The organism is Burkholderia sp. 4NA327C6, from assembly GCF_005502655.1.
GTDB lineage: Bacteria > Pseudomonadota > Gammaproteobacteria > Burkholderiales > Burkholderiaceae > Burkholderia > Burkholderia contaminans.
Genome location: NZ_SCNZ01000071.1, coordinates 13,780 through 32,735, shown reverse-complemented (window position 1 = coordinate 32,735; position 18,956 = coordinate 13,780). Strand labels below are relative to the sequence as shown.

The following is an 18,956-nucleotide window of genomic DNA, read 5'->3' as shown; positions in this document are numbered from 1 at the left end:
TGATCACCTTTGTATCCCCTGCTCAAAGATTGAGCAGAGCATTCAATCACGTGGGTCAAAATTCGATGAAAATTTCCAGCTCTAGTGGGTCAGTTCTGCCCGGACATCAACAGACGGGTTGAATCCGCAGTCGATCACCGCCATTGGCAACGAGCGGTCGTATTGTCCGAGACCTGATCTGACGTTGACTGACCGGTCAGGTCTCGGCCTATACAGTTGATGATTACCGTGATCTCTCGCAGGCTCGAACGTCGAGGCAATCTCTATCTGGCACTGCAGATCAAACATGCGTGATCAGAGTGACCGAATCTATTCGAACTCGCCGCCGCCCGTACCGTTGCTCGATGTTTAAGCACACATTCTCCAACGGTTTGACGGTCAACGAGTTCGTGTGCGGCCTAAGGGACGCCATCTCGATCCACGAGCGCCACTTGTTCACTGGTCCTGATCTGTGCGTAAGTGTTTGATTTTTCGGGTGTTATAAAGTTTGCTTCGGTCGGAGGCCAACTTTTCTGCGAATTTTATAGGAAAAGGCCACCTTTTCTGCCACTTTTCCCGAGCGAAATTCTCAGAAAAGGTGCTCAAGCTATTGATTCATATGGACCGCAGAGACCACCTTTTCTGCGAACCTACAGGGGGACTGGCGGCTCGCGGCGGAGATTGCCGCCGATGCGTTTCATCCAGCTCGACGGCGCGTCGATCACGACGATCGGACGGTCGGCGCGTTGCCGGTTCTGCAGACGTTGCCGGCAATTGATCGTGACGCAGCGGCGTGCCGGCACGTATTCGCGCGCCGACGGCCCCGCGAGGCATTGGCCGTGAGGGACCCGAGTTTCCCAGTATTTGATGTCATGCAACCTAATAAAATACCGGCGATCATTATTTAAATCGTTTGAACTGTTTAATTTATTTTCTTTCGATCAAACAAATTTTCCGTGCCGGCAAAGGTATTTAAATCGGCTCCATCATCCAATGTGGTGTTCCCGCGCAATGCAAGCCTGCTATGGGTCGCGATGAAATGAATATTTCCGACCCTCTATATCGGAATTGAAACTCGTTGAAAATGTAAAGCATTGCAATATCAAGGCGGCATTTGAGTATTTCGATTGCGACGTACGATTTTGTTTGGCAGGATTTTCATCAGGTTACTCGATTTTAAAACAACAAAACAACCGGCCATTCAAACAGTCGAAATAATGCGCGCCAGATGAGCAACGATTCGAAAGGAAGCTGACGAAGAAACTGGTTACGAGGCGGCGAACGGTCCACACCGTTCGCGATCACTGAATCAACCGTTTTCCCGGGCGTCGACGCGTCACTCCGGCGATCCGGGCGAATTCGATACGGGGCAGCCATGGCGACACTCAAGAACGATTTTTCCGGGGAAGCGTGCCTGCTCCGCGCGTATCACGTGTTCGGCCGCGATGCCGCACGCTGCGATACGGTCATCCGCGATGCGTCGGTGTCCCGGGTCCATGCCCATATCCGCTGGGTCGGCGGGTTATGGGAGCTCCACGATCACAGCAGCAACGGCACGTCGGTATCGGGCGTGCCGTTGCGCGACGGCGAGCACGCGGTGCTGCAGCGAGGCGACGTGATCCGGTTCGGCAGGGCGGGTGTCGCGCCGTGGCGCGTCGATGCGCTCGACGATCCGGCCGATACGCTGTGGCCGGTACGGGGCGCCGTGCATCCGATCGTGCTCACGCCGCGCCAGATCCTGGCTGCCCACGCCGCGCAGCCGGTCACGATCGTCAGGTCGCCGGCCGGCGATTGGCTGTGCGACGACACGCTGCCGCCGCGCGCGCTTCATGACGGCGATGAAGTATCGACGGGCGACTTCACGTGGCGCGTGGCGCTCGTGCGCCACGGCTCGACGATGACGCTGCGTGCGCCTGCCGATCCGGCCGCACCGCCCCGATTGCTCGAATTCCTCGTCAGCCGGGACGAAGAGCACGCGCGGGCGCTGCTGCATGTTCGCGGCGGCGTGGTCGATCTCGGCGAGCGCGCGCATCACTACAGCCTCGTCACGCTCGCCCGCGCACGTTCGGCCGACATGCAGGCCGGTTATGACGCGGCCACGCAAGGCTGGATCGAACTCGACCGGCTGGCGCGCATGCTTGGTATCGATACGTCCCATCTCAACGTGCAGATTCATCGCGCCCGGAGCCAGTTCGCGGCGCTGCCGGGGCTCGACGCGAGTCAGCTGGTCGAGCGGCGGCGCGGCAGCGTCCGCTTCGGCGATTTCCCGTTCCGCGTCATGCGCGGCGAGCGCCTGGAATGCCAGTCGGTGCCGGGCGTCGAGCCGCGCATCGGCATGCATCGTCCGGCGCCGGATCCGGTCGTCCATTGCTCGTGAACGCGGAACGACAGCCCGGGCGGCCGACCGTGACACGTGCACGCGCCGTGCGTCACGCGCGAGAATCGCAGCAGCCCGCCGCGCCGTTCGCGACGTTGGCAGGCAAGCGGCATTACCGGCTCGGTGCGTTGCTCGGCGAAGGCGGCAGCGGCGTGGTGTTTCGCGCAACGTGCGACGAGACGGGGCAAGACGTCGCGATCAAGCTGATGCGGGACGATGTCGCGCGGACCGAAGCCGAGCGCGCGCGCCAGCGCGTGCGCTTTCGGCGCGAGACGAGCCTGTGCGAGGCACTGCGGCACCCGAACATCGTGGCGCTGCTGGACAAGGGGGAAGCGCCCGACGGGCGGCTGTTTGCCGTATTCGAACGCGTGCAGGGCCGGACCCTGCGCGACCAGCTCGCGATGGAGGGGCCGCTGTCGGCCATCGATACGGGACGGCTGATGACGGAGGTACTCGAGGCGCTCGCGGCGGCGCATCGCCGCGGCATCGTGCACCGGGATCTGAAGCCGCAAAACATCGTGCTCGCGATGGCCGAAGACGGGCCGCACGCGAAGCTCCTCGATTTCGGGATCGGCGCCCTGTTGCCGGGCACAACCGATATCGCGCCGCAGGCGGCGACGCTGGCGGCCGAGGTGCTCGGCTCGCCGTCATACTGCGCGCCCGAGCAATTGCGCCACGAACCGCCGACGCCGGGAAGCGACCTGTATGCGTGGGGCCTGGTCGTGATCGAATGCCTGACGGGCGAAGTCGTGATGCAGGGCACAAGCGTGGCCGACATTCTCTATCGGCAGCTCAGCCCGGTGGATGTCGCGCTTCCACCGGCGATCGCGTCGCATCCGGTCGGCTCGGTGCTGCGGCAAGCGTTGGGCAAGCATCCGGCGCAGCGTGCCGCCTCGGCCGACGAACTCGTCGCGCAGTTTCGCGCGCTCAATTTCGCCGCGCTCGTCGGCCCGCTCGATGCCGGCCGCGCAAGCCGGCGCCCGCGGCCGCACCCGTTCGCGCCGCGCAGCGACGCGGTCGCAACGGCAGGCGAATACCGGCAGGTCACCTCGCTGTGCTGTTGCGTGACGATCGCCGGAGACGGCCGGCAACGCCATGCGGGAACCGATCACGGCGCCCTGCTCGACCGCTACGAGGCGCAATGGCTGACGAAGTGCGCGGATATCGCCGTCGGCTATGGCGCGCAGGTCGACGAGCGGCTCGGCGACACGCTGCTGTTCCATTTCGGCCTGCAAGGCGATATCGACCGTCCCGCGCGCCGCGCGGCGCGTGCGGCGCTCGACATGGTGCGGGTGGCCGCGCGCGCGCGGTTGCCGGTGCCGGCCGATGCCCGCGATGCCGTCGGCGGCGAAGGCTGGCACGTCGAAGTGGCCGCTGCGATTCACGTCGGCCAGGTTCTCGTGCATGCGGCGCAGAGGGCAGGCGGATCGACGCCGGCCGTCGCATCACGGCTGTTGCGGCTGGCCGGGCCCGGGCAGATCCTGATCAGCGACGATGCGCGGCTCGCGCTCGAACGGCATGCCGACTTCCGGCCGACCGCGTTGCGGCTGGCGCGGGCGGGCCTCGCGCCGCAGCCGGTGCATGAACTGCTCGGCGAGCGCCGGGCCGATACGCCGTTCGATTCGCTCGACGGCGGCATGCGGGCGCCGATGATCGGCCGCGCGCGCGAAATCGATGCACTGCTTCGCGCGTGGCAGGCGACCCGCGCATGCCATCGTCGCGCGATGCGCGGCGTGCCGCGGCTCGTCGTCGGCGATGCAGGAATCGGCAAGTCGCGCCTCGTGTACGCGCTGTGCGAGGCCGTGCGCATACAGGGCCACGCGTTCGCGCATTGCGGGTGCCTGCCGGAGCGGGAGAATCATGCGCTGTTTCCTATCCTGCGGTTCATCGGCGCGCATTGGCAACTCGACGCCGACAGCCCGGCCGACACCACACACGCGGCGATCGACGCGATGCTCGCGGCGCTCGAATGCGATCGTGCGGCGGCCCGTGTCGCGCTCGCGACCTGGCTGGGGCTGCCCTGCGACGCGAAGGCGGCGAGGTGGCCGAGCGCGCGCGAACCGCACGCACTGTTCGACGTGCTCGAGCAATTGATCGTGTCGCTCGGGAACGGCGCGCCGGTGTTGCTCGTCGTCGAGGACGTCCAGTGGATCGACCGCTCGACCGAGGATTTTCTTGCGTACCTGCAGCACTCGCCGCGCGCGGCGGCGCTCTGCATCGTGCTCACGTCGCGGCCCGCCAGGCTCGCGCGCTGGCGTGGCGCGACCGAACGCGTGGTGCTGCGCCGCCTGCCGCGCGACGACGCGCGGCGCCTGATGTCGGCGCACCTGGGCCAGGGCGCGCTCGATCCGGCCTGGCTCGACCCGCTCGTCCATCGTACGGCGGGTATTCCACTGTTCATCGAGGCCGTTGCACGCGAACTGACGATGAACGGGGCGGACGGCTCGCTCGCAGGGCTGCGGACGACGGGCCCGTGCCCGCTTCCGCTCAGTCTCGGCGGGATGCTCGATCGCGCGCTCGACCGGATCGACGACGCGCGCGATACCGCGCAGCTCGCCGCGACGATCGGGCTCGAGGTGGATGCGCAACTGCTGGCCGCGGCGTCGCCGCATGATCGCGTCACGCTCGACGCGCATCTGCAACTGCTGCTGGAAGAGCGGATCATGTACGCGCAACATCGGCGCGATCGCGTGTTCTATTCGTTCCGTCACGCGTTGATTCGCGACGCGGCGTACGCGTCGATGCCGCCGGACGTGCGGGGCGCCAACCATGCGCGCGTCAGCCGCGCGCTGGCCGCGCAAGCCAACGGCGTCGACGGACACTTCGCGCGCGCGTGCATGTGAATCCTACGGGATCCTGCATTTTTTGCGCGGCTGTCCCGGCGCCGCGGCAACCCGTTTCATCAGGCGATCCGGACACAGGATCGCCGCCGGAATCCGTCGAGGCAGCGGCTTAGAACCGCGTGCTGAATCCGATCCGCGCGATCGACTGCAGGGCGCCACTCGCTGCGCCGTTCGCATCCATCACGCCGTTGATCTGCGCATTGCTGCCGTGGTTCGCGCGCTGATGCACGCCTGCCACGTACACCATCGTGCGTTTCGACAGCCAGTACTGGACGGCGGCCAGGAACTGGTGCGCGTGCGCGTTGTCGAGCGTGTCGTTGCCCTTCATGTACGTGTAGCTCGCGCCGATCACCCATGCCGGCGACGGTCGCCACGCGGCGCCGGCTTCCGCCGACCACGCGCCAGCGCCGTTTTGCGCATTGCGTACGGTCGTGAAGAGCGCTTTCCCGGTGACCGTGCCGAGCGTGTAGTGCACGCCCGCGCCCCAGTTGCGCACGCTGGTCGGCGGCAGCCCGTCCGTCGCGCCGTACTTCTGGTTCGTATAGGCCGCGCCCGCGCCGAACGGGCCGTTGTCGTAGCTCGCGCCGACGCTCACCGTGTTGTTCGCGCCCACCGAACCTGCAACGTTCCCGAAGCCGTACAGCGCGCCGAAGGTCAGGCCCGACAGCGACGGGCTCGTGTACTTGACCGAATTCGCGACGCGATTGCTGCCCGCGACGCGATCCCAGTCGAAGGCGCCGGTCGGGTTGTTCGGCAACGCGAGCTTGTCGAACGGGCCGTTGCGAAAGCCGTACAGGCCGACGAGATCCTGCGCGATCTCGTTGCCGCTCGCGGCCAGCGCATCGACCATGAACTCGTACTGGTTGCCGAGCGTCAGCGTGCCGTACCGTTCGTTCTGCAGCCCGACGTAGGCCGTGCGCGCGAACAGGCCGCCGCCTATGATCGAGCCGTTGCCGAGCGAATACTGGTTGACGAGCCGGAAGATCGCGCGCGTACCGGCGCCGAGATCTTCCTTGCCTTCGAAACCGAGCAGGTTCGGGAAGAAGATGTTGTCGTCGAACTTCGCGGCGCCGTGGCCGCCCTGGTTGCTGACATAGCTGATACCGGCATCCATCAGCCCGAACATCGTCACGCTGCTCTGTGCGAACGACGCGGCGGGAACGGCGCATGCCGCGAGCGCCAGAAGGGTCTTTTTCGTCATCTCCAATGTGCTCCTCACATGTTTCCGATCGGGTCGGATATTTTTGATCGGACTACTGATTGATATGAACAAAGCCGAACCGGATGAATCCCGGTTCGGTGGCACCGGACGGAAGCCGGTGTGTGACGGGCATCGGCGGAAGCAACCGGCTTGCCGATGCCCGCGATACGCGTTGGGCCGTGTGCTAGACCGTCGAATACCCGCCATCGACCGGCACGACCGCGCCGGTCACGAACGACGCACCGGGCGAGCACAGGAACAGGATCACGTCCGCGACTTCGTCGGCCGTGCCCCAACGCCCGAGCGGCGTGCGTTCGAGGATGCGGCGCGACGCCTGCATGTCGGCCTTCAGGCCGCTGCTGAGCGGCGTGTCGATCCAGCCGGGCGCGACCGCGTTCACGCGAATGCCGCGATCGGCCCACGCCTGCGCGAGCGAGCGCGTGAGCTGCGCGATACCGCCCTTGCTCGCGCTGTATGCGGGGCGATCCTTGCTGCCGAAGTACGTGTACATCGACGCGACATTGACGATGCTGCCGCCGTTGGCCGACAGTGCCGGCCGTGCGGCGTCGGATGCCCGCATCACCGACGTCAGGTTCACGTTCAGCACGAGTTCGAACTGGTCCATCCGGTACTCGTCCGCGTGCCGGCTGATGCCGACGCCGTTGACGAGCACGTCGAGCCGCGGCAGCGCCGCGATCGTGCGGGTCAGCACATCGCTGTCGGTCACGTCGAGTTCCACGCAGCGGATGCCTGCATGCACGGGCGCATGCGGGCCGGCCGCATCGAGCCCGAGCGCGACGACCGACGCGCCGGCTTGCGCGAACCGCATCGCCGTGCGCGCACCGATGCCCGACGTGCCGCCCGTCACGACGACGGACCGGCCCTCAAACGCCCACTGACGACTCATGCTCGACGCTCCCGATGGTGTGCGCGCGACGGGCCGGCCGTTGCGCGGGTGAAACGAGGATCTTGATCTGCGCGCGGTCGGCGAGCAGCGCGTCGAAGCCGTCGGCGACGGCGTCTTCGAGCGACACGGTGCGCGTGACGATCGACGTGAGGTCGAGCGCGCCCGACGCGACGATGCGCAGCAGGTCTTCGTACGCATGCCGGTAGCCGACGCTCGCCGTGAAGGTCAGCTCGTCATTGACTGCGCGGAACGCGTCGAAGCCGGCGTGCGGCATCAGGCCGACCATCACGACGCGGCCGCCCTTGCGCAGTGCCTGCATCGCCGCTTCGAACGTGGCCGGCAGCCCGGCCGCTTCGAAGCTCGCGTCGACGCCGAGCCCGCCCGTTGCCGCGCGAATCGCGTCCTGTAGCGCGGGTGCGCTGGGTGCGCGGGCATCGAACGTATGCGTTGCGCCGAAGCGCGTGGCTGCCGCGAGCCGTTCGGGCGAGACGTCGACGGCCACGATCGTGGTCGCCCCTTGCAGCTTCGCGAGCATGATCAGCAGCAGCCCGATCGGCCCGAGCCCGAATACCGCGCAGGTCTCGCCGAGCCGCAGTTCGCCGCGCCGCAACGCGTGCAGCGCGACGGCCGCCGGCTCCATCACCGCGGCCTGCTCGAGACTCACGGCGTCAGGCAGGCGATGCAGCATGTACGCCGGCACGACCGCGAAGTCGGCCATGCCGCCGTCGCCCATCAGCCCGGCGAAGCCCATCGACACGCACAGGTTGTACGACCCCGAGCGGCAGTACGCGCACTGGTGGCAGCGATACTCGGGCTCGACCGCGACGCGATCGCCCGCGCGCAGCGCCGTCACGTCGCTACCGACTTCGACGACGGTGCCGCAGAACTCGTGGCCGAGCGTCAGCGGCGCGGTGCGACGCGACAGCGGATGCGGCGTGTCGACCGGGATCGCATGCGGGCCGTCCGCATATTCGTGCAGGTCGCTGCCGCAGATCCCGCAATACGCGACCGCGATGCGTACGTCACCGGGGCCGACGCGCGGTGTGTCGATTTCCACGAGACGGACGTCACGCGGGCCATGCCATTGAAGTGCCCGCATGTCAGCGTCCTCCGAGGTTGTGTGCATCGAGGCGACTTGTGGCCGAGCCGGCGGGTGCGCGCTTGCGCAGCACGGCGGGCGCGGTCTCGACGAGGCCGAACGACAGCACGCACGCGAGGATCGCGCCGGCGGCCGACGTCCACATCGCGAACTGCAGGCCGTACTTGTCCGCCGCGAAGCCGGCGACCGTCGGCGCAACGAAGCCGCCGATCAGCTCGCCCGCGCCCATGATCAGCCCGAGCGCGCTGGCGATCGCGCGCGGCGGCACCGTTTCGGCCGGGATCGTCGCCATGAACAGCGTGAAGCAGCCGAGGCCCGTGTACGTGGCGAACACGAGCGCGCCGAGCGCCCACAGCGAACCGGCATGGATCATCACGACCGGGCACACGGCCGCGATCAGCGCGAACGCGATCATCGTCGGCTTGCGGCCGATCCGGTCGGAGATTGCCGGCACCGCAAAGCCCCAGAACACCCACGCGGCGCCGAGGCAGGTCATCACGACGCCCATGCCGGACGGCGAAAGATGGCGGCTTTCCACGAGGAATACCGGCGCGAACGAGATGATCACGACGAACCACGTGAGAAAGAAGCAGCTGATCAGCATGCAGAGCAGGATGTTGCGCTCCTTCAGCAACGCCCAGCGGCTCACTGCCGCGCCGCTCTCGGCCGGTGCGCCGGCGGGTTCGGCCTGCGCGTGCCGCACGCCGCCGGGCGGCACTTCGCGCACCCAGCGCCAGATGCAGAACGCGATCAGGAAGCCCGGAACGCACGATACGTAGAACGCTTCGCGCCAGCCGTACGCGGTCGCGATGCCGATGACCACCGGCGGGCCGATCATCGCGCCGAGCAGTCCGGCGGCGGAGCCCTGCAGCAGGCCCATGTTCAGCCCGCGGCGGCTCGGCGTCGAGCTTTCGACCATCAGCGATTGCGACAGCGGCAGCACGGGGCCTTCGGCGATGCCCATCAGCGCGCGGAACGCGATCAGGCTCGCGAAGCCGCCGACGAGCCCCGACAGCGCCGAGCACACGGAAAAGCCGAGCACGGCCGCGATCAGCAGCGGCTTGCGCGTGCCGCGCGCGTCGGACCACGCGCCCGTCGCGGCGCCGGACAGTGCCCATGTGAGCGCGAGCGCGGACGACACCATGCCGAGCTGCGTGTTCGTCAGGTGCAGTTCGGCCGACATGAACGGGAACAGGAACGACAGCGCGAGGCGGTCGAAGAACACGAAGCCGAACGTCATGAACAGGATCAGCAGCAGCCTGTTCTCATACGTCCACGCGGATCGGGAAGAGGTGGAGGATGTCATGGTGAGCCTCGCCGCACGTCAGCGGAACAGCTTCTCGATCGCTTGCGCGCCGAGGCCGACCTTTTCGTAATGCGCCTTGCACATCGCGATGTACGAGTGCACGTCGAAATAGCCGTCGGGGTTGCCCGCTTCGTCGAGCCAGATCAGCGGCCCCTTGACGATGAAGAACGCGCGCATCGGCTCCGGATGATCGAACGCGACGAGCGTGTGGCCTTCGCCCGGCGTCTCGTACACGAAATCGCCGCGTGTCGCGGTCCATTCGTGCTCCAGATAACCCCACTTGCCTGACAGCGTGTAAGCGAACACCTCGTGCGGGTGATAGTGCCGGTTCACGAGCCCGGCTTCCTTGGCCATCAGGATGTCGCACCATTTGTTCTGCGACGGGGAGATCCACAGCGGCCGTGACGAAACCGTTTCGGTGAACGGAACGTAATAGCGCTCGTCGTCGGTGGCCGCGTTCGCGATGTACGCTTCGGGCAGCGCATCGGGCTTGAACGGATTGGCAATCGGCGCAATGTTTTGCCAGAATTCGGCTACGGCTTTGTCGACCACGGTCTGTCTCCTTGGGTATCGGTTGTCGTGGGCTCGACTTTAGCCAGCCGGTGCGCGCCGCTCTTGACTGGGCTGGACGAATTGCTTGACCGCGCCGGACATTGCATCGCACCAGAATCCAGACGAACCATCCCCCAAATCCGTGCTGCTCCGCACGACAGGCGCCCGCAGGAGGCGACGTGACGAATACGACCGTTTTTTCCCGCACGCGAGGCTCGACGGCCGACGTGCCGGCGCGCGACAGGATGGCGTACTGGGATGCGTTCAATGCGGCGACGCTGGTCGGGCTGCGCTGTTCGTCGCTGTCGCCGGCCGGGCTCGAAGTCGAGAAGACTGACATCGCGTTGCCGGGCCTCGGCATCGCGGACATCAGCGGCCAGGATCACGTGATCGAGCGCAGCCCCGCTTTGGTGCGCCAGTTGCCGAAGGAGTCGCTGTTCGCGTGCCAGATCCTGAGCGGGCGCGCGTATTTCATCCAGCGGGACCGCTGCCTGCTCGCGGATGCCGGCGATGTCGTCGTCTACGACACGCGCGTGCCCTATCTGTTCGGATTCCTGACGCCGATGCGGCAGCTGCTGATCGATATCCCGATCACGACGTTCGACGACCGGTTCGATGCGGAACTGGCGGCGCTGCCGTTGCGGATCGCGCCGAAACCCGGCGCGAGCGCGATGCTCGGCGCGACCTTGCGCGCGAGCGTCGAGCGGTTCATGAAGGATCCGGTCGAGCGTGACGCCGCGCGGTTCGCCGAACACACGCGCACGCTGATCGCGGAACTCATCGATGCGGAGGTGAACGGGGCAGGCGCGTCGCGTGCGTCGCTGTCGTATCTGCTGACCGCGAAGCAGCACATCGCGACGCATCTCGGCGACCCGGAGCTCGGGCCGCAGGCCGTCGCGGACGCGGTCGGGCTGTCGCTGCGGCATCTGAGTCGCCTCTTCGCGGCAGAAGGCGAGTCGATCACGCAGCATATCTGGTCGGAGCGGCTGTCGCATGCGTATCGCGAGCTGACCGATGCGCGGCTGCGCAAGACGAGCGTCGGCGAAATCGCGTTTCGCTGGGGGTTTTCGAGCCAGGCTCATTTCAGCCGTGCGATTCGCGAGCGGTACGGCGCGTCGCCGATGGCGCTGCGCGAGGCGGCGCGGGCGGGCGGGCGTTGATTGCGGCAGTCGATGCAGATGAAGCGGCGGCACGTGTCTCACGCGCCGTTTTTTTTCGTGAACGAAAGCGCCAGCGCGCCGTGTTGCATTACTCCGCCAGCATGAACGCCGCACAGCGCTCCGCGATCATGATCGTCGGCGCGTTCGTGTTGCCGGACACGATGCGCGGCATCACCGATGCATCGCAGATCCGCAACCCGTCAACGCCTTGCACCGCGAGGCGCGGCGTGACGACCGCATGCGCGTCGTTGCCCATGCGGCAGGTGCCGGCCGGGTGATAGACGGTTTTCGCGCGACGCCGCACATAGTCGGCGAGCGCAGCATCGGTCAGCGTCTCGGCTTCACGCACGATGCGTGCAAGCGACGGCGCGCGGATGATCTGGCGCGCAAGCGCGACGCCGCGCACGAGGCCGTCGACATCCGCCGGGTCGGACAGCGCGCCGCTGTCGAACAGGATCGGCGCGGCCGGATCGTTGCCGCGCAGTTGCACCGAGCCACGCGAGCGCGGCCTGAGCAGGCACGGGTTGATCGACAGGCCGTGGCCGGGCAGCGGCGCGCGATCGACGTCGCCGACGAGCGTCGGCAGCACGTGGAACTGGACGTCCGGGCGGCCGCTGCCGGTCGTGTCGACGAAGGCGCCGGATTCGACGACGTTCGAGGTCAGCAGGCCCGTGCGGCACAGCATCCACTGCAGCCCGTGGCGCAGCGCCTTCAGCCCGCGATCCTCGCCCAGCAGGCTGACCGGTGCGTGGCTGTGGCCGTAGATCGAGACTTCGAGATGATCCTGGTAGTTCGCGCCGACGTCGCGGCTGTCGTGCAGCACGTCGATGCCGTGCGCGTGCAGGTGCGCGCCGGGCCCGATGCCCGACAGCATCAGCAGCTTCGGTGTACTGAGCGCGCCGGCCGCGAGCACGACGTCGGCGCGCGCGGCGGCCGAACCGGTCGCACCGCTTTCCGTCCGCCATTCGACGCCGGTTGCACGCCGGTCGTCGAACCGGATGCGCGTGACGCGGCAGCCGGTCAGCACGCGCAGGTTCGGGTGGCGGATCGCGTCGGCGAGATAGGTGGCCGCGGTGCTGCCGCGCTGCCCGTCGAAGATCGTCGTGTGATAGAAGCCGACGCCATGTTGCGCCGCGCCGTTGAAATCGTCGTTGTATGCGATGCCCGCTTCCTGCGCGGCCTTCACGAACGCGAGGCTCAGCGGATGCCGGAAGCGTGTGTCGCCGACCTTCAACGGCCCATCGGTGCCGTGGAACGGCTCGGAGAGCCGCAGGTGCGATTCGGCGCGCTTGAACACGGGCAGCACGTCGTCCCAACCCCAGCCGGTGCAGCCGAGCGCGGCCCAGTCGTCGTAGTCGTCGCGCGTGCCGCGCACGTACAGCATCGCGTTGACCGAACTGCCGCCGCCGAGCGTGCGGCCCTGCGGCACGTAGGTCTTGCGGCCCGCCGCGCCGGGTTGCGGCTCGCTCTCGAACGTGACTGTGCGCCGCGTGCCGAGCACACGGATGAAGGTTGCCGGAATCCGGATGAACAGGTTGTCGTCCTTCGGGCCGTCCTCGAGCAGCAGCACGCGCCTGCCGGCCTTCACGAGCCGGTGCGCGACCGTGCAGCCGGCCGAACCGCCGCCGACGACGATATGGTCATACGTCTCCATCCCGTTTCTTCTCCTTGCTGTCGGGCGGCGAAACGAGTGCCGCCGCGCAGGAAGCCAGCTTAGCGACCGCTATGCGGCCCCATTTGACCGGAACGGACGCCGTGCTTGCCTCGCAGGGACGCGGCGGCGGGCGGGCGGAGGGCGGCGGCGGACTATCGTGCGTCGGTGAGCGCCGGTGCACGCGTATCGCTCGGTGTCTCGCCGAAGCGCGCGCGATAGCTGCGGCTGAAGTGTGCGCTGTTGTTGAAGCCCCAACGGAACGCGATCTCGCTGACCGTCAGGTGTTTCAGCGACCGGTCGCGCAGGTCGGCGCGGCAGCGTTCGAGCCGCCGCGCGAGGATGTAGCGCGTGAGCGGCATTCCTTCGATTTCGAAGACCCGCGCAAGCTGGCGCGGCGACAGGTTGATCGCGCGGCTCACCGACTGGCTGTCGAGATCGTCGTCGGCGAGATGGCTGTCGATGAACGCCTTCGCGCGCGACAGCGTGTGGACGGTCGATTTGGTCGGCGACGCGTCGCCGTCGCGCAGCCGCAGCATCGATTGCACGAGATCGAGGATCGCGGCGGCACGCTGTTCGCGCGCATCGGGCGTCGGCTCCTGCGGCGCGGCGAGCAGCGCATAGACCTGCCGCACGGCCCACGACGAGACGCCGTCGTCACGGTCGATCTTGACGAGGCTGCGGTAGCGCCACGGGCCGACGCGCGCTTCGAACACGTGACGCGGCACGTCGAGCACGGTCATCGCCATGTCGGCGGGAAAGCCGTGGCCGTACGGCATCGACGTGTCGTAGAGGACGAGGTCGCCGGGCCCGTGCTGCATGCAGTCGACGTCCTGGAACGTATAGCCTTGCCCGGCGTGCATCAGGCAGATGAACACGGCGTCGCGCTGGTCCGCATGGATGTTGTGCGGCGTGCGCACGACCGCGTGCCGGTTCGCGACGATGTCGCAGGCGCCGAACAGCCCGAGATCGCGCTTGCGCAGCGACGCGTCGATACCTTCGGACGACTTGCCGCTGCATTCGATCCGCACGAGCGTGCGAGCGACATGGTCGACCCAGAAGTCGACGCGTTCGTGGCCGCGCACGGCGCGCGTCGAGATCGTGGCGATCTCCGTGCTGGTGTCCGGCATGACGTTCTCCCAATGACCGCTCGAGCGGCGCAGTCTCGGGCATGGCGGAGAGCGTGGTCAATCCGTGAAAGACCCGGGACGGGGGCGTGATGCGCTTGCAGCGGGGCGTTGCGGCTGCGTGTGCGGTCGATGTCCGGCTGAGGCAACACAAGCGGCCGTGTCGATCAAAACACGACGACGGTTTTCGTCTAGGCAGCGTGCATTTCGGTACGCACACGACACAGGCCGGTCACGGAGCCGCGCGGACTGCGCGATCCGATCGACCGGCCTGCTGCCGACGACTTCAGGCCGCACTCGCCTCATCGATCCGGCGAATGTCATCCTGATCGAGCTGAACGCGGATCGCTTCGCCCAGCGATGCCAGCTGCACCAGCGACGTTGCGCTCGCGATCGGCGCGGTGATCGTCGGCCGCGCGATCTGCCATGCGAGCGCGATGGCGGCCGGCTGCGTGCCGTGCTTCTCGGCTACCGCATCGAGCGCGGCGAGGATGCGCAGCCCGCGTTCATTGAGATACCCGGCGACGCGATCGCCGCGCACGCTCTTCTTCAGGTCGGCCTCGCTGCGGTACTTGCCCGACAGGAACCCGCTCGCGAGCGCGTAGTAGTTGACGACGCCGAGCTTCAGGTCCCGCACGACCGGTTCGAGATCGCGTTCGTAGTCGGCGCGGTCGAGCAGGTTGTACTCGGGCTGGATGACCTGGTACGCGGGCAGGCCGTCGCGCTGGCTGATGTCGGCCGCTTCGCGCAGGCGTGCGCCGCTGTAGTTCGACGCGCCGATGATCCGCACCTTGCCCGCGTCGATCAGCGTCTGATAGGCGCCGAGCGTTTCTTCGAGCGGGGCCGTATCGGCAAGGTCGCGATGCGAGAAATACAGGTCGATGTAGTCGGTCTGCAGGCGGCGCAGCGAATCGTCGGCGGCTTTCAGGATGTTGTCGCGAGTCAGCCCCGCGCGCGTGCCCAGCAGGCCGACCTTGGTCGCGATCACGACCTGCTCGCGCTTGCCGGACCGCTTGAGCCATTTGCCGATGATCGTTTCCGATTCGCCGCCGCTGTTGCCGGGCGCCCAGGCCGAATAGACGTCGGCCGTGTCGATGAAGTTGATGCCGGTGTCGGCGAGCGCGTCGAGGAGCGCAAACGACGTGTTCTCGTCGACGGTCCAGCCGAAGACGTTGCCGCCGAACGCGAGCGGCGAAACCTGGATGTTCGACGTGCCAAGGGTGCGTAGTGCCATGTTCTGCTCCGATTGCTGCGGGGTGACGGAATGGAACTGCGGGATGGGCCGGCGCGTTCGCGGCGAGACGACAGGTACGTGGTGTGGTCGCGCCGTTGTCGCGGGACGCCGGACATTCTCGCCCATCGCGCCGATTCGTGCAGGCGGCGCGCGGCCGCGATGGCGGACGGCTCGACGCAGATGACGGACACCTCGTCCGTTGCGTGAGTGCTTCGTGCGGCTGCGTTCGATCGGGAACCGATTTTTGTCGCGGTTGGCGAGACGGAGCGCGCAGCGGCGCGCGGGCGGAAGCGGTGACGAAGGGGAAGGTGGAGGCTCCGGCGTTGCGCCGAAGTGGGCGGGACGACGGGCGGCAAGCAGCCGCCCGCGCGTTGGCGAGCCGGTCAGCGCAACTGTACCGCCGCGAGAAACAGCACCATGCTGCCGATCGCGCCATCCAGCACGCGCCACGCAGTGGCCTTGCGGAACCACGGCGCCAGCAGCCGCGCGCCGTAGCCGAGCCCGAGGAACCACACGACGCTGACCGACATCGCGCCGATCGCGAATGCGAGCCGTGCGCCTTCCGGCTCGCGTGCGCCGGCCGTACCGATCAGCAGGAACGTGTCGAGATACACGTGCGGGTTGAGCCACGTGAACGCGAGCGTCATCAGTACGATCGCGAGGCCGCTCTGCGGCGGCGGCGCCACTGCGTTGCCGCGCACGTCGAGCGTTTCGTGGCCGGGCTTGAACGCGCGGCGCAGCGCGTTGATGCCGAACCAGGCGAGATACGCGAGGCCGACGTACAGCACCGCGTGGACGAAGGTCGGGTAGCGTTCGACGAGCACCGATGCGCCGCCGACGCCCGCGCCGATCAGGATCATGTCGGACAGGGCGCACAGCAGCACGATCTTGCCGACGTGCGAGCGCATGATGCCCTGCCGCAGCACGAAGGCGTTCTGCGCGCCGATGGTGACGATGAGCGATCCGCAAAGCGCGGCGCCGTGGGAAAAAGCGAGCCAGTTCATGGTGGGTGACAACGGTGGAAGCAGTAGACGGATGAATCGGGTAGCGCTAGTCTGCGGTCAGCGTGAAAATAAGAGAAGCTAATTCACCTAATGCCGATTAAGGAAATCTAATGCTCGACTACGCGTTGCTCGATGCCCTCGCGGCCGTGATCCGGCACGGCTCGTTCGAGCGGGCCGCCAAGGAGCTGAACGTCACGCCGTCGGCCGTGTCGCAGCGGGTCAAACTGCTGGAGGAGCGGGTGGGGAGCGTGCTCGTGAAGCGCGGGCAGCCGTGCGTTGCGACGACGTCGGGTGCGCTGCTGTGCCGGCATACCGAGCGCGTGCAACTGCTCGAGGCCGAGCTGGGCGGCCGGATGCCGGCGCTGCCGGGCCAGATCGCGAGCGCATGGCCGACATTGCGCGTGGCCGTCAACGACGACAGCGTCGCGACGTGGTTCATCGACGCGGTCGGGCCGTTCTGCACGGAGCGCGAGACGCTGCTCGACCTCGTGATCGACGACCAGGACTACACGGCTTCACGCATTCGCGACGGCAGCGTGCAGGGCGCCGTGACCGCGCAGGCCGAGCCGATCCAGGGATGCCGGTCGGAGCGGCTCGGGCGCATCCGCTATCGCGCGGTGTGCTCGCCGGCGTTTTACGAACGCTATTTCGGTGCGGGCATCACGCGCGATGCACTGCGCCGCGCGCCGTGCGTGATGTTCAATCCGAAGGACGGGCTGCAGGCGCGTTTCATCCGGCGCGTGACGCGCGCGGATCTCGATCCGCCGCAGCACTGGATACCGCACGTCGCGGGCTACCTGCGTGCGTGTGAGACGGGATTGGGATGGGGGATGTGTCCGGACCGGATGGTCGACCGCCAACTGGCGGCGGGTGAACTGGTCGACATGTCGCGCGGGCGCACGATCGACATCGACCTTTACTGGCAAAGCTGGCGTCTGTCGATCGGCTGGCTCGACGATTTCAGCGCGGCGCTGAAGGCGCGCGCCGCGCTGTTTCTCGATTGACCGATTGTGCGATTCAGGCGGCGCGCGAGAGGCGCGCGCCGTGCGGCATCACCTCAGACGTGATGCAGGCCGTCGAAATCGATGATCTGGACGTGGCGGCCCTGCATTTCGATCAGGCCGCGCTTCTGGAATTTCGACAGCGTGCGGCTGACCGTTTCGAGCGTCATGCCGAGGTAGCTGCCGATGTCTTCGCGCGTCATCCGCAGGTTGAATTCCGACGGCGAGTAACCGCGCTTCAGGTAGCGCGACGAGACGTCGAGCAGGAACGCGGCGACGCGTTCTTCCGCATTCAGCGAACCGAGCAGCATCGTTTGCGACGTTTCGCGCACGATCTGTTCGCTCATCAGCTTGTGCATGCGCAACTGCATCGAACCGGCTTCCGAGCACAGCGCCTTGAGCGCGCTGTACGGGATCACGCAGACGGAGCTGTCTTCCAGCGCGACCGCGGTACGCGGATGCGTGTCGTCGCAGATGCCGTCGAGGCCGAGCGCTTCGCCGGCGAGATGCAGGCCGGTGACTTGCTCGCGGCCGTCGTGGCGCGTCGCGACGGTTTTCAGCGAACCCGAGCGCACCGCGTACAGGTTGTCGAATGCGTCGCCTTCACGGAACAGCGCTTCGCCGCGCTTGACGGGGCGCGCTGCGCAGATGACCGACTCGAGGCGGCTGAGCGCTTCGGGCGCCAGGCCCTGCGGCATGCACAGGTGCCGCATTGCGCACGACGAGCAGTGCGCTGCCTGGCGGGGAGCCCAGCTACCGGTATGAGGCGTGGCGGCGGGACGTGTGGCGACGGGCGTCAGCATGATCGTTTACTCCGGCGTTGAATCGACGGAATCATTGTCCCACCGCAACTTGCCGCTGTCGGGTGACAAAACGTCGCGACTGCTCGCGCATGCCGAACGCTGCTTACGCGGCCGGTTCGTCGACGTTGGCGGCTGCCGGAATCAGCAGCACGGGCAGCGTCGCGTGGCGCACGCACTGCTCGGCGATGCTGCCCAGCACGAGACGGCGGAACCCGCGGCGGCCGTGCGTGCCGAGCACGATGAGATCGGCATCGAACGCTTTCGCGCCGTCGAGGATCAGCGACGACACGTCGTTGAGCGACGTCGCTTCGCTGAGCTTCGTCTCGCCCTTCACGCCGGCTGCCTGCATCAGCGCGGTGAAATCCTTCGCGAGCGCGTTGCCCTGCGCGACGAGCTGATCGCGCAGCACGGACGGATCGTAGCCCGGCACGTTGTAGTAGATCGCGGCGTTCTCGACGACGTAGAACGGTTGCAGCTCGGCGCCGTGCGATTTCGCGAGCGCCAGCGCGGCATCGAACGCATGGCGGGACGTGTCGCTGCCGTCGACGGCAACCAGAATACGCTTGTACATAGTGTCTCCGAGTGGCGGGTTGAAACGAAGTCGGCCGGATGGCCGATCAGGCTGGGCAATGCGCAATGCTGCGAGGCAGAGTAAACCAATGGTCGGGAATTTGCAGTGAGGTGCCTGTCGTGCAGCGCGGCGGCGCTTCCG

At 67.1% G+C, this 18,956-nt stretch carries 14 protein-coding genes and 1 pseudogene; 4 read left to right on the top strand and 11 right to left on the bottom strand.

Going from position 1 to position 18,956, the window contains the following annotated elements; all coding sequences use genetic code 11:
* The first annotated feature begins 1,354 nt into the window (after positions 1–1,354).
* Both FFS49_RS38845 and FFS49_RS38840 read left to right on the top strand, forming a co-directional pair.
* On the top strand, positions 1,355–2,356 hold the full coding sequence (locus FFS49_RS38845) for an FHA domain-containing protein (protein WP_105815178.1): 1,002 nt from the start codon (positions 1,355–1,357) through the stop codon (positions 2,354–2,356).
* 29 nt (positions 2,357–2,385) lie between these two features.
* Positions 2,386–5,163 (top strand): annotated as a pseudogene (locus tag FFS49_RS38840) (TOMM system kinase/cyclase fusion protein); the annotation flags it as partial.
* A 145-nt stretch (positions 5,164–5,308) separates the two neighbouring features.
* On the opposite strand, the gene FFS49_RS38835 reads toward FFS49_RS38840, so the two are convergent.
* From FFS49_RS38835 to FFS49_RS38815, 5 genes are all read right to left on the bottom strand, one after another.
* A complete protein-coding gene (locus FFS49_RS38835) occupies positions 5,309–6,400 on the bottom strand; it encodes a porin (RefSeq protein WP_105815177.1) in 1,092 nt (363 codons plus the stop codon).
* Between the two features lie 184 nt (positions 6,401–6,584).
* Positions 6,585–7,307 (bottom strand): SDR family oxidoreductase, encoded by a 723-nt coding sequence (locus FFS49_RS38830; RefSeq protein WP_105815176.1) that lies wholly within the window; start codon positions 7,305–7,307, stop codon positions 6,585–6,587.
* The gene (locus FFS49_RS38825; protein WP_105815175.1) at positions 7,285–8,406 is read right to left on the bottom strand and encodes a 2,3-butanediol dehydrogenase; all 1,122 of its coding nucleotides are present in this window, start codon (positions 8,404–8,406) and stop codon (positions 7,285–7,287) included. Before FFS49_RS38825 ends, FFS49_RS38830 begins: the two co-directional genes overlap by 23 nt.
* A 1-nt stretch (position 8,407) precedes the next feature.
* Entirely contained in the window at positions 8,408–9,712 is a 1,305-nt protein-coding gene (locus tag FFS49_RS38820) for an MFS transporter (protein WP_105815174.1), read from the bottom strand.
* An 18-nt stretch (positions 9,713–9,730) separates the two neighbouring features.
* Positions 9,731–10,264 (bottom strand): 2,4'-dihydroxyacetophenone dioxygenase family protein, encoded by a 534-nt coding sequence (locus FFS49_RS38815; protein ID WP_039344538.1) that lies wholly within the window; start codon positions 10,262–10,264, stop codon positions 9,731–9,733.
* Positions 10,265–10,443: 179 nt separating this feature from the next.
* Between FFS49_RS38815 and FFS49_RS38810 the strand changes: the two genes are divergently transcribed.
* Entirely contained in the window at positions 10,444–11,424 is a 981-nt protein-coding gene (locus FFS49_RS38810) for a helix-turn-helix domain-containing protein (protein ID WP_105815173.1), read from the top strand.
* An 88-nt stretch (positions 11,425–11,512) separates the two neighbouring features.
* Here FFS49_RS38810 and FFS49_RS38805 read toward each other — a convergent pair whose 3' ends face one another.
* From FFS49_RS38805 to FFS49_RS38790, 4 genes are all read right to left on the bottom strand, one after another.
* Complete coding sequence (locus FFS49_RS38805; RefSeq protein ID WP_105815172.1) at positions 11,513–13,078, bottom strand: GMC family oxidoreductase N-terminal domain-containing protein; 1,566 nt, start codon at positions 13,076–13,078, stop codon at positions 11,513–11,515.
* A gap of 152 nt (positions 13,079–13,230) precedes the next feature.
* Positions 13,231–14,205: a helix-turn-helix domain-containing protein gene (locus FFS49_RS38800; protein WP_105815171.1), complete on the bottom strand. Its 975-nt coding sequence runs from the start codon at positions 14,203–14,205 to the stop codon at positions 13,231–13,233.
* Positions 14,206–14,488: 283 nt separating this feature from the next.
* Complete coding sequence (locus FFS49_RS38795) at positions 14,489–15,436, bottom strand: aldo/keto reductase (RefSeq protein ID WP_105815170.1); 948 nt, start codon at positions 15,434–15,436, stop codon at positions 14,489–14,491.
* A 383-nt stretch (positions 15,437–15,819) separates the two neighbouring features.
* The gene (locus FFS49_RS38790; RefSeq protein ID WP_105815169.1) at positions 15,820–16,440 is read right to left on the bottom strand and encodes a LysE/ArgO family amino acid transporter; all 621 of its coding nucleotides are present in this window, start codon (positions 16,438–16,440) and stop codon (positions 15,820–15,822) included.
* A gap of 110 nt (positions 16,441–16,550) precedes the next feature.
* Between FFS49_RS38790 and FFS49_RS38785 the strand changes: the two genes are divergently transcribed.
* Complete coding sequence (locus tag FFS49_RS38785) at positions 16,551–17,444, top strand: LysR family transcriptional regulator ArgP (protein WP_039344521.1); 894 nt, start codon at positions 16,551–16,553, stop codon at positions 17,442–17,444.
* A gap of 53 nt (positions 17,445–17,497) precedes the next feature.
* Here FFS49_RS38785 and fnr read toward each other — a convergent pair whose 3' ends face one another.
* Together fnr and FFS49_RS38775 are read right to left on the bottom strand one after the other, a co-directional pair.
* Positions 17,498–18,244: a fumarate/nitrate reduction transcriptional regulator Fnr gene (gene fnr, locus FFS49_RS38780; protein ID WP_137910431.1), complete on the bottom strand. Its 747-nt coding sequence runs from the start codon at positions 18,242–18,244 to the stop codon at positions 17,498–17,500.
* 103 nt (positions 18,245–18,347) lie between these two features.
* Positions 18,348–18,815, bottom strand: coding sequence for a universal stress protein (locus tag FFS49_RS38775; RefSeq protein WP_039344514.1), 468 nt, complete (start codon positions 18,813–18,815; stop codon positions 18,348–18,350).
* Positions 18,816–18,956: the final 141 nt, after the last annotated feature.

What these genes read in the sequence shown, in the direction of transcription:
- FFS49_RS38845 (WP_105815178.1), top strand. Translation starts at nt 1,355, where the DNA reads ATGGCGACACTCAAGAACGATTTTTCCGGGGAAGCGTGCCTGCTCCGC.
- FFS49_RS38835 (WP_105815177.1), bottom strand. Translation starts at nt 6,400, where the DNA reads ATGACGAAAAAGACCCTTCTGGCGCTCGCGGCATGCGCCGTTCCCGCC.
- FFS49_RS38830 (WP_105815176.1), bottom strand. Translation starts at nt 7,307, where the DNA reads ATGAGTCGTCAGTGGGCGTTTGAGGGCCGGTCCGTCGTCGTGACGGGC.
- FFS49_RS38825 (WP_105815175.1), bottom strand. Translation starts at nt 8,406, where the DNA reads ATGCGGGCACTTCAATGGCATGGCCCGCGTGACGTCCGTCTCGTGGAA.
- FFS49_RS38820 (WP_105815174.1), bottom strand. Translation starts at nt 9,712, where the DNA reads ATGACATCCTCCACCTCTTCCCGATCCGCGTGGACGTATGAGAACAGG.
- FFS49_RS38805 (WP_105815172.1), bottom strand. Translation starts at nt 13,078, where the DNA reads ATGGAGACGTATGACCATATCGTCGTCGGCGGCGGTTCGGCCGGCTGC.
- FFS49_RS38800 (WP_105815171.1), bottom strand. Translation starts at nt 14,205, where the DNA reads ATGCCGGACACCAGCACGGAGATCGCCACGATCTCGACGCGCGCCGTG.
- FFS49_RS38795 (WP_105815170.1), bottom strand. Translation starts at nt 15,436, where the DNA reads ATGGCACTACGCACCCTTGGCACGTCGAACATCCAGGTTTCGCCGCTC.
- FFS49_RS38790 (WP_105815169.1), bottom strand. Translation starts at nt 16,440, where the DNA reads ATGAACTGGCTCGCTTTTTCCCACGGCGCCGCGCTTTGCGGATCGCTC.
- FFS49_RS38785 (WP_039344521.1), top strand. Translation starts at nt 16,551, where the DNA reads ATGCTCGACTACGCGTTGCTCGATGCCCTCGCGGCCGTGATCCGGCAC.
- fnr (WP_137910431.1), bottom strand. Translation starts at nt 18,244, where the DNA reads ATGCTGACGCCCGTCGCCACACGTCCCGCCGCCACGCCTCATACCGGT.
- FFS49_RS38775 (WP_039344514.1), bottom strand. Translation starts at nt 18,815, where the DNA reads ATGTACAAGCGTATTCTGGTTGCCGTCGACGGCAGCGACACGTCCCGC.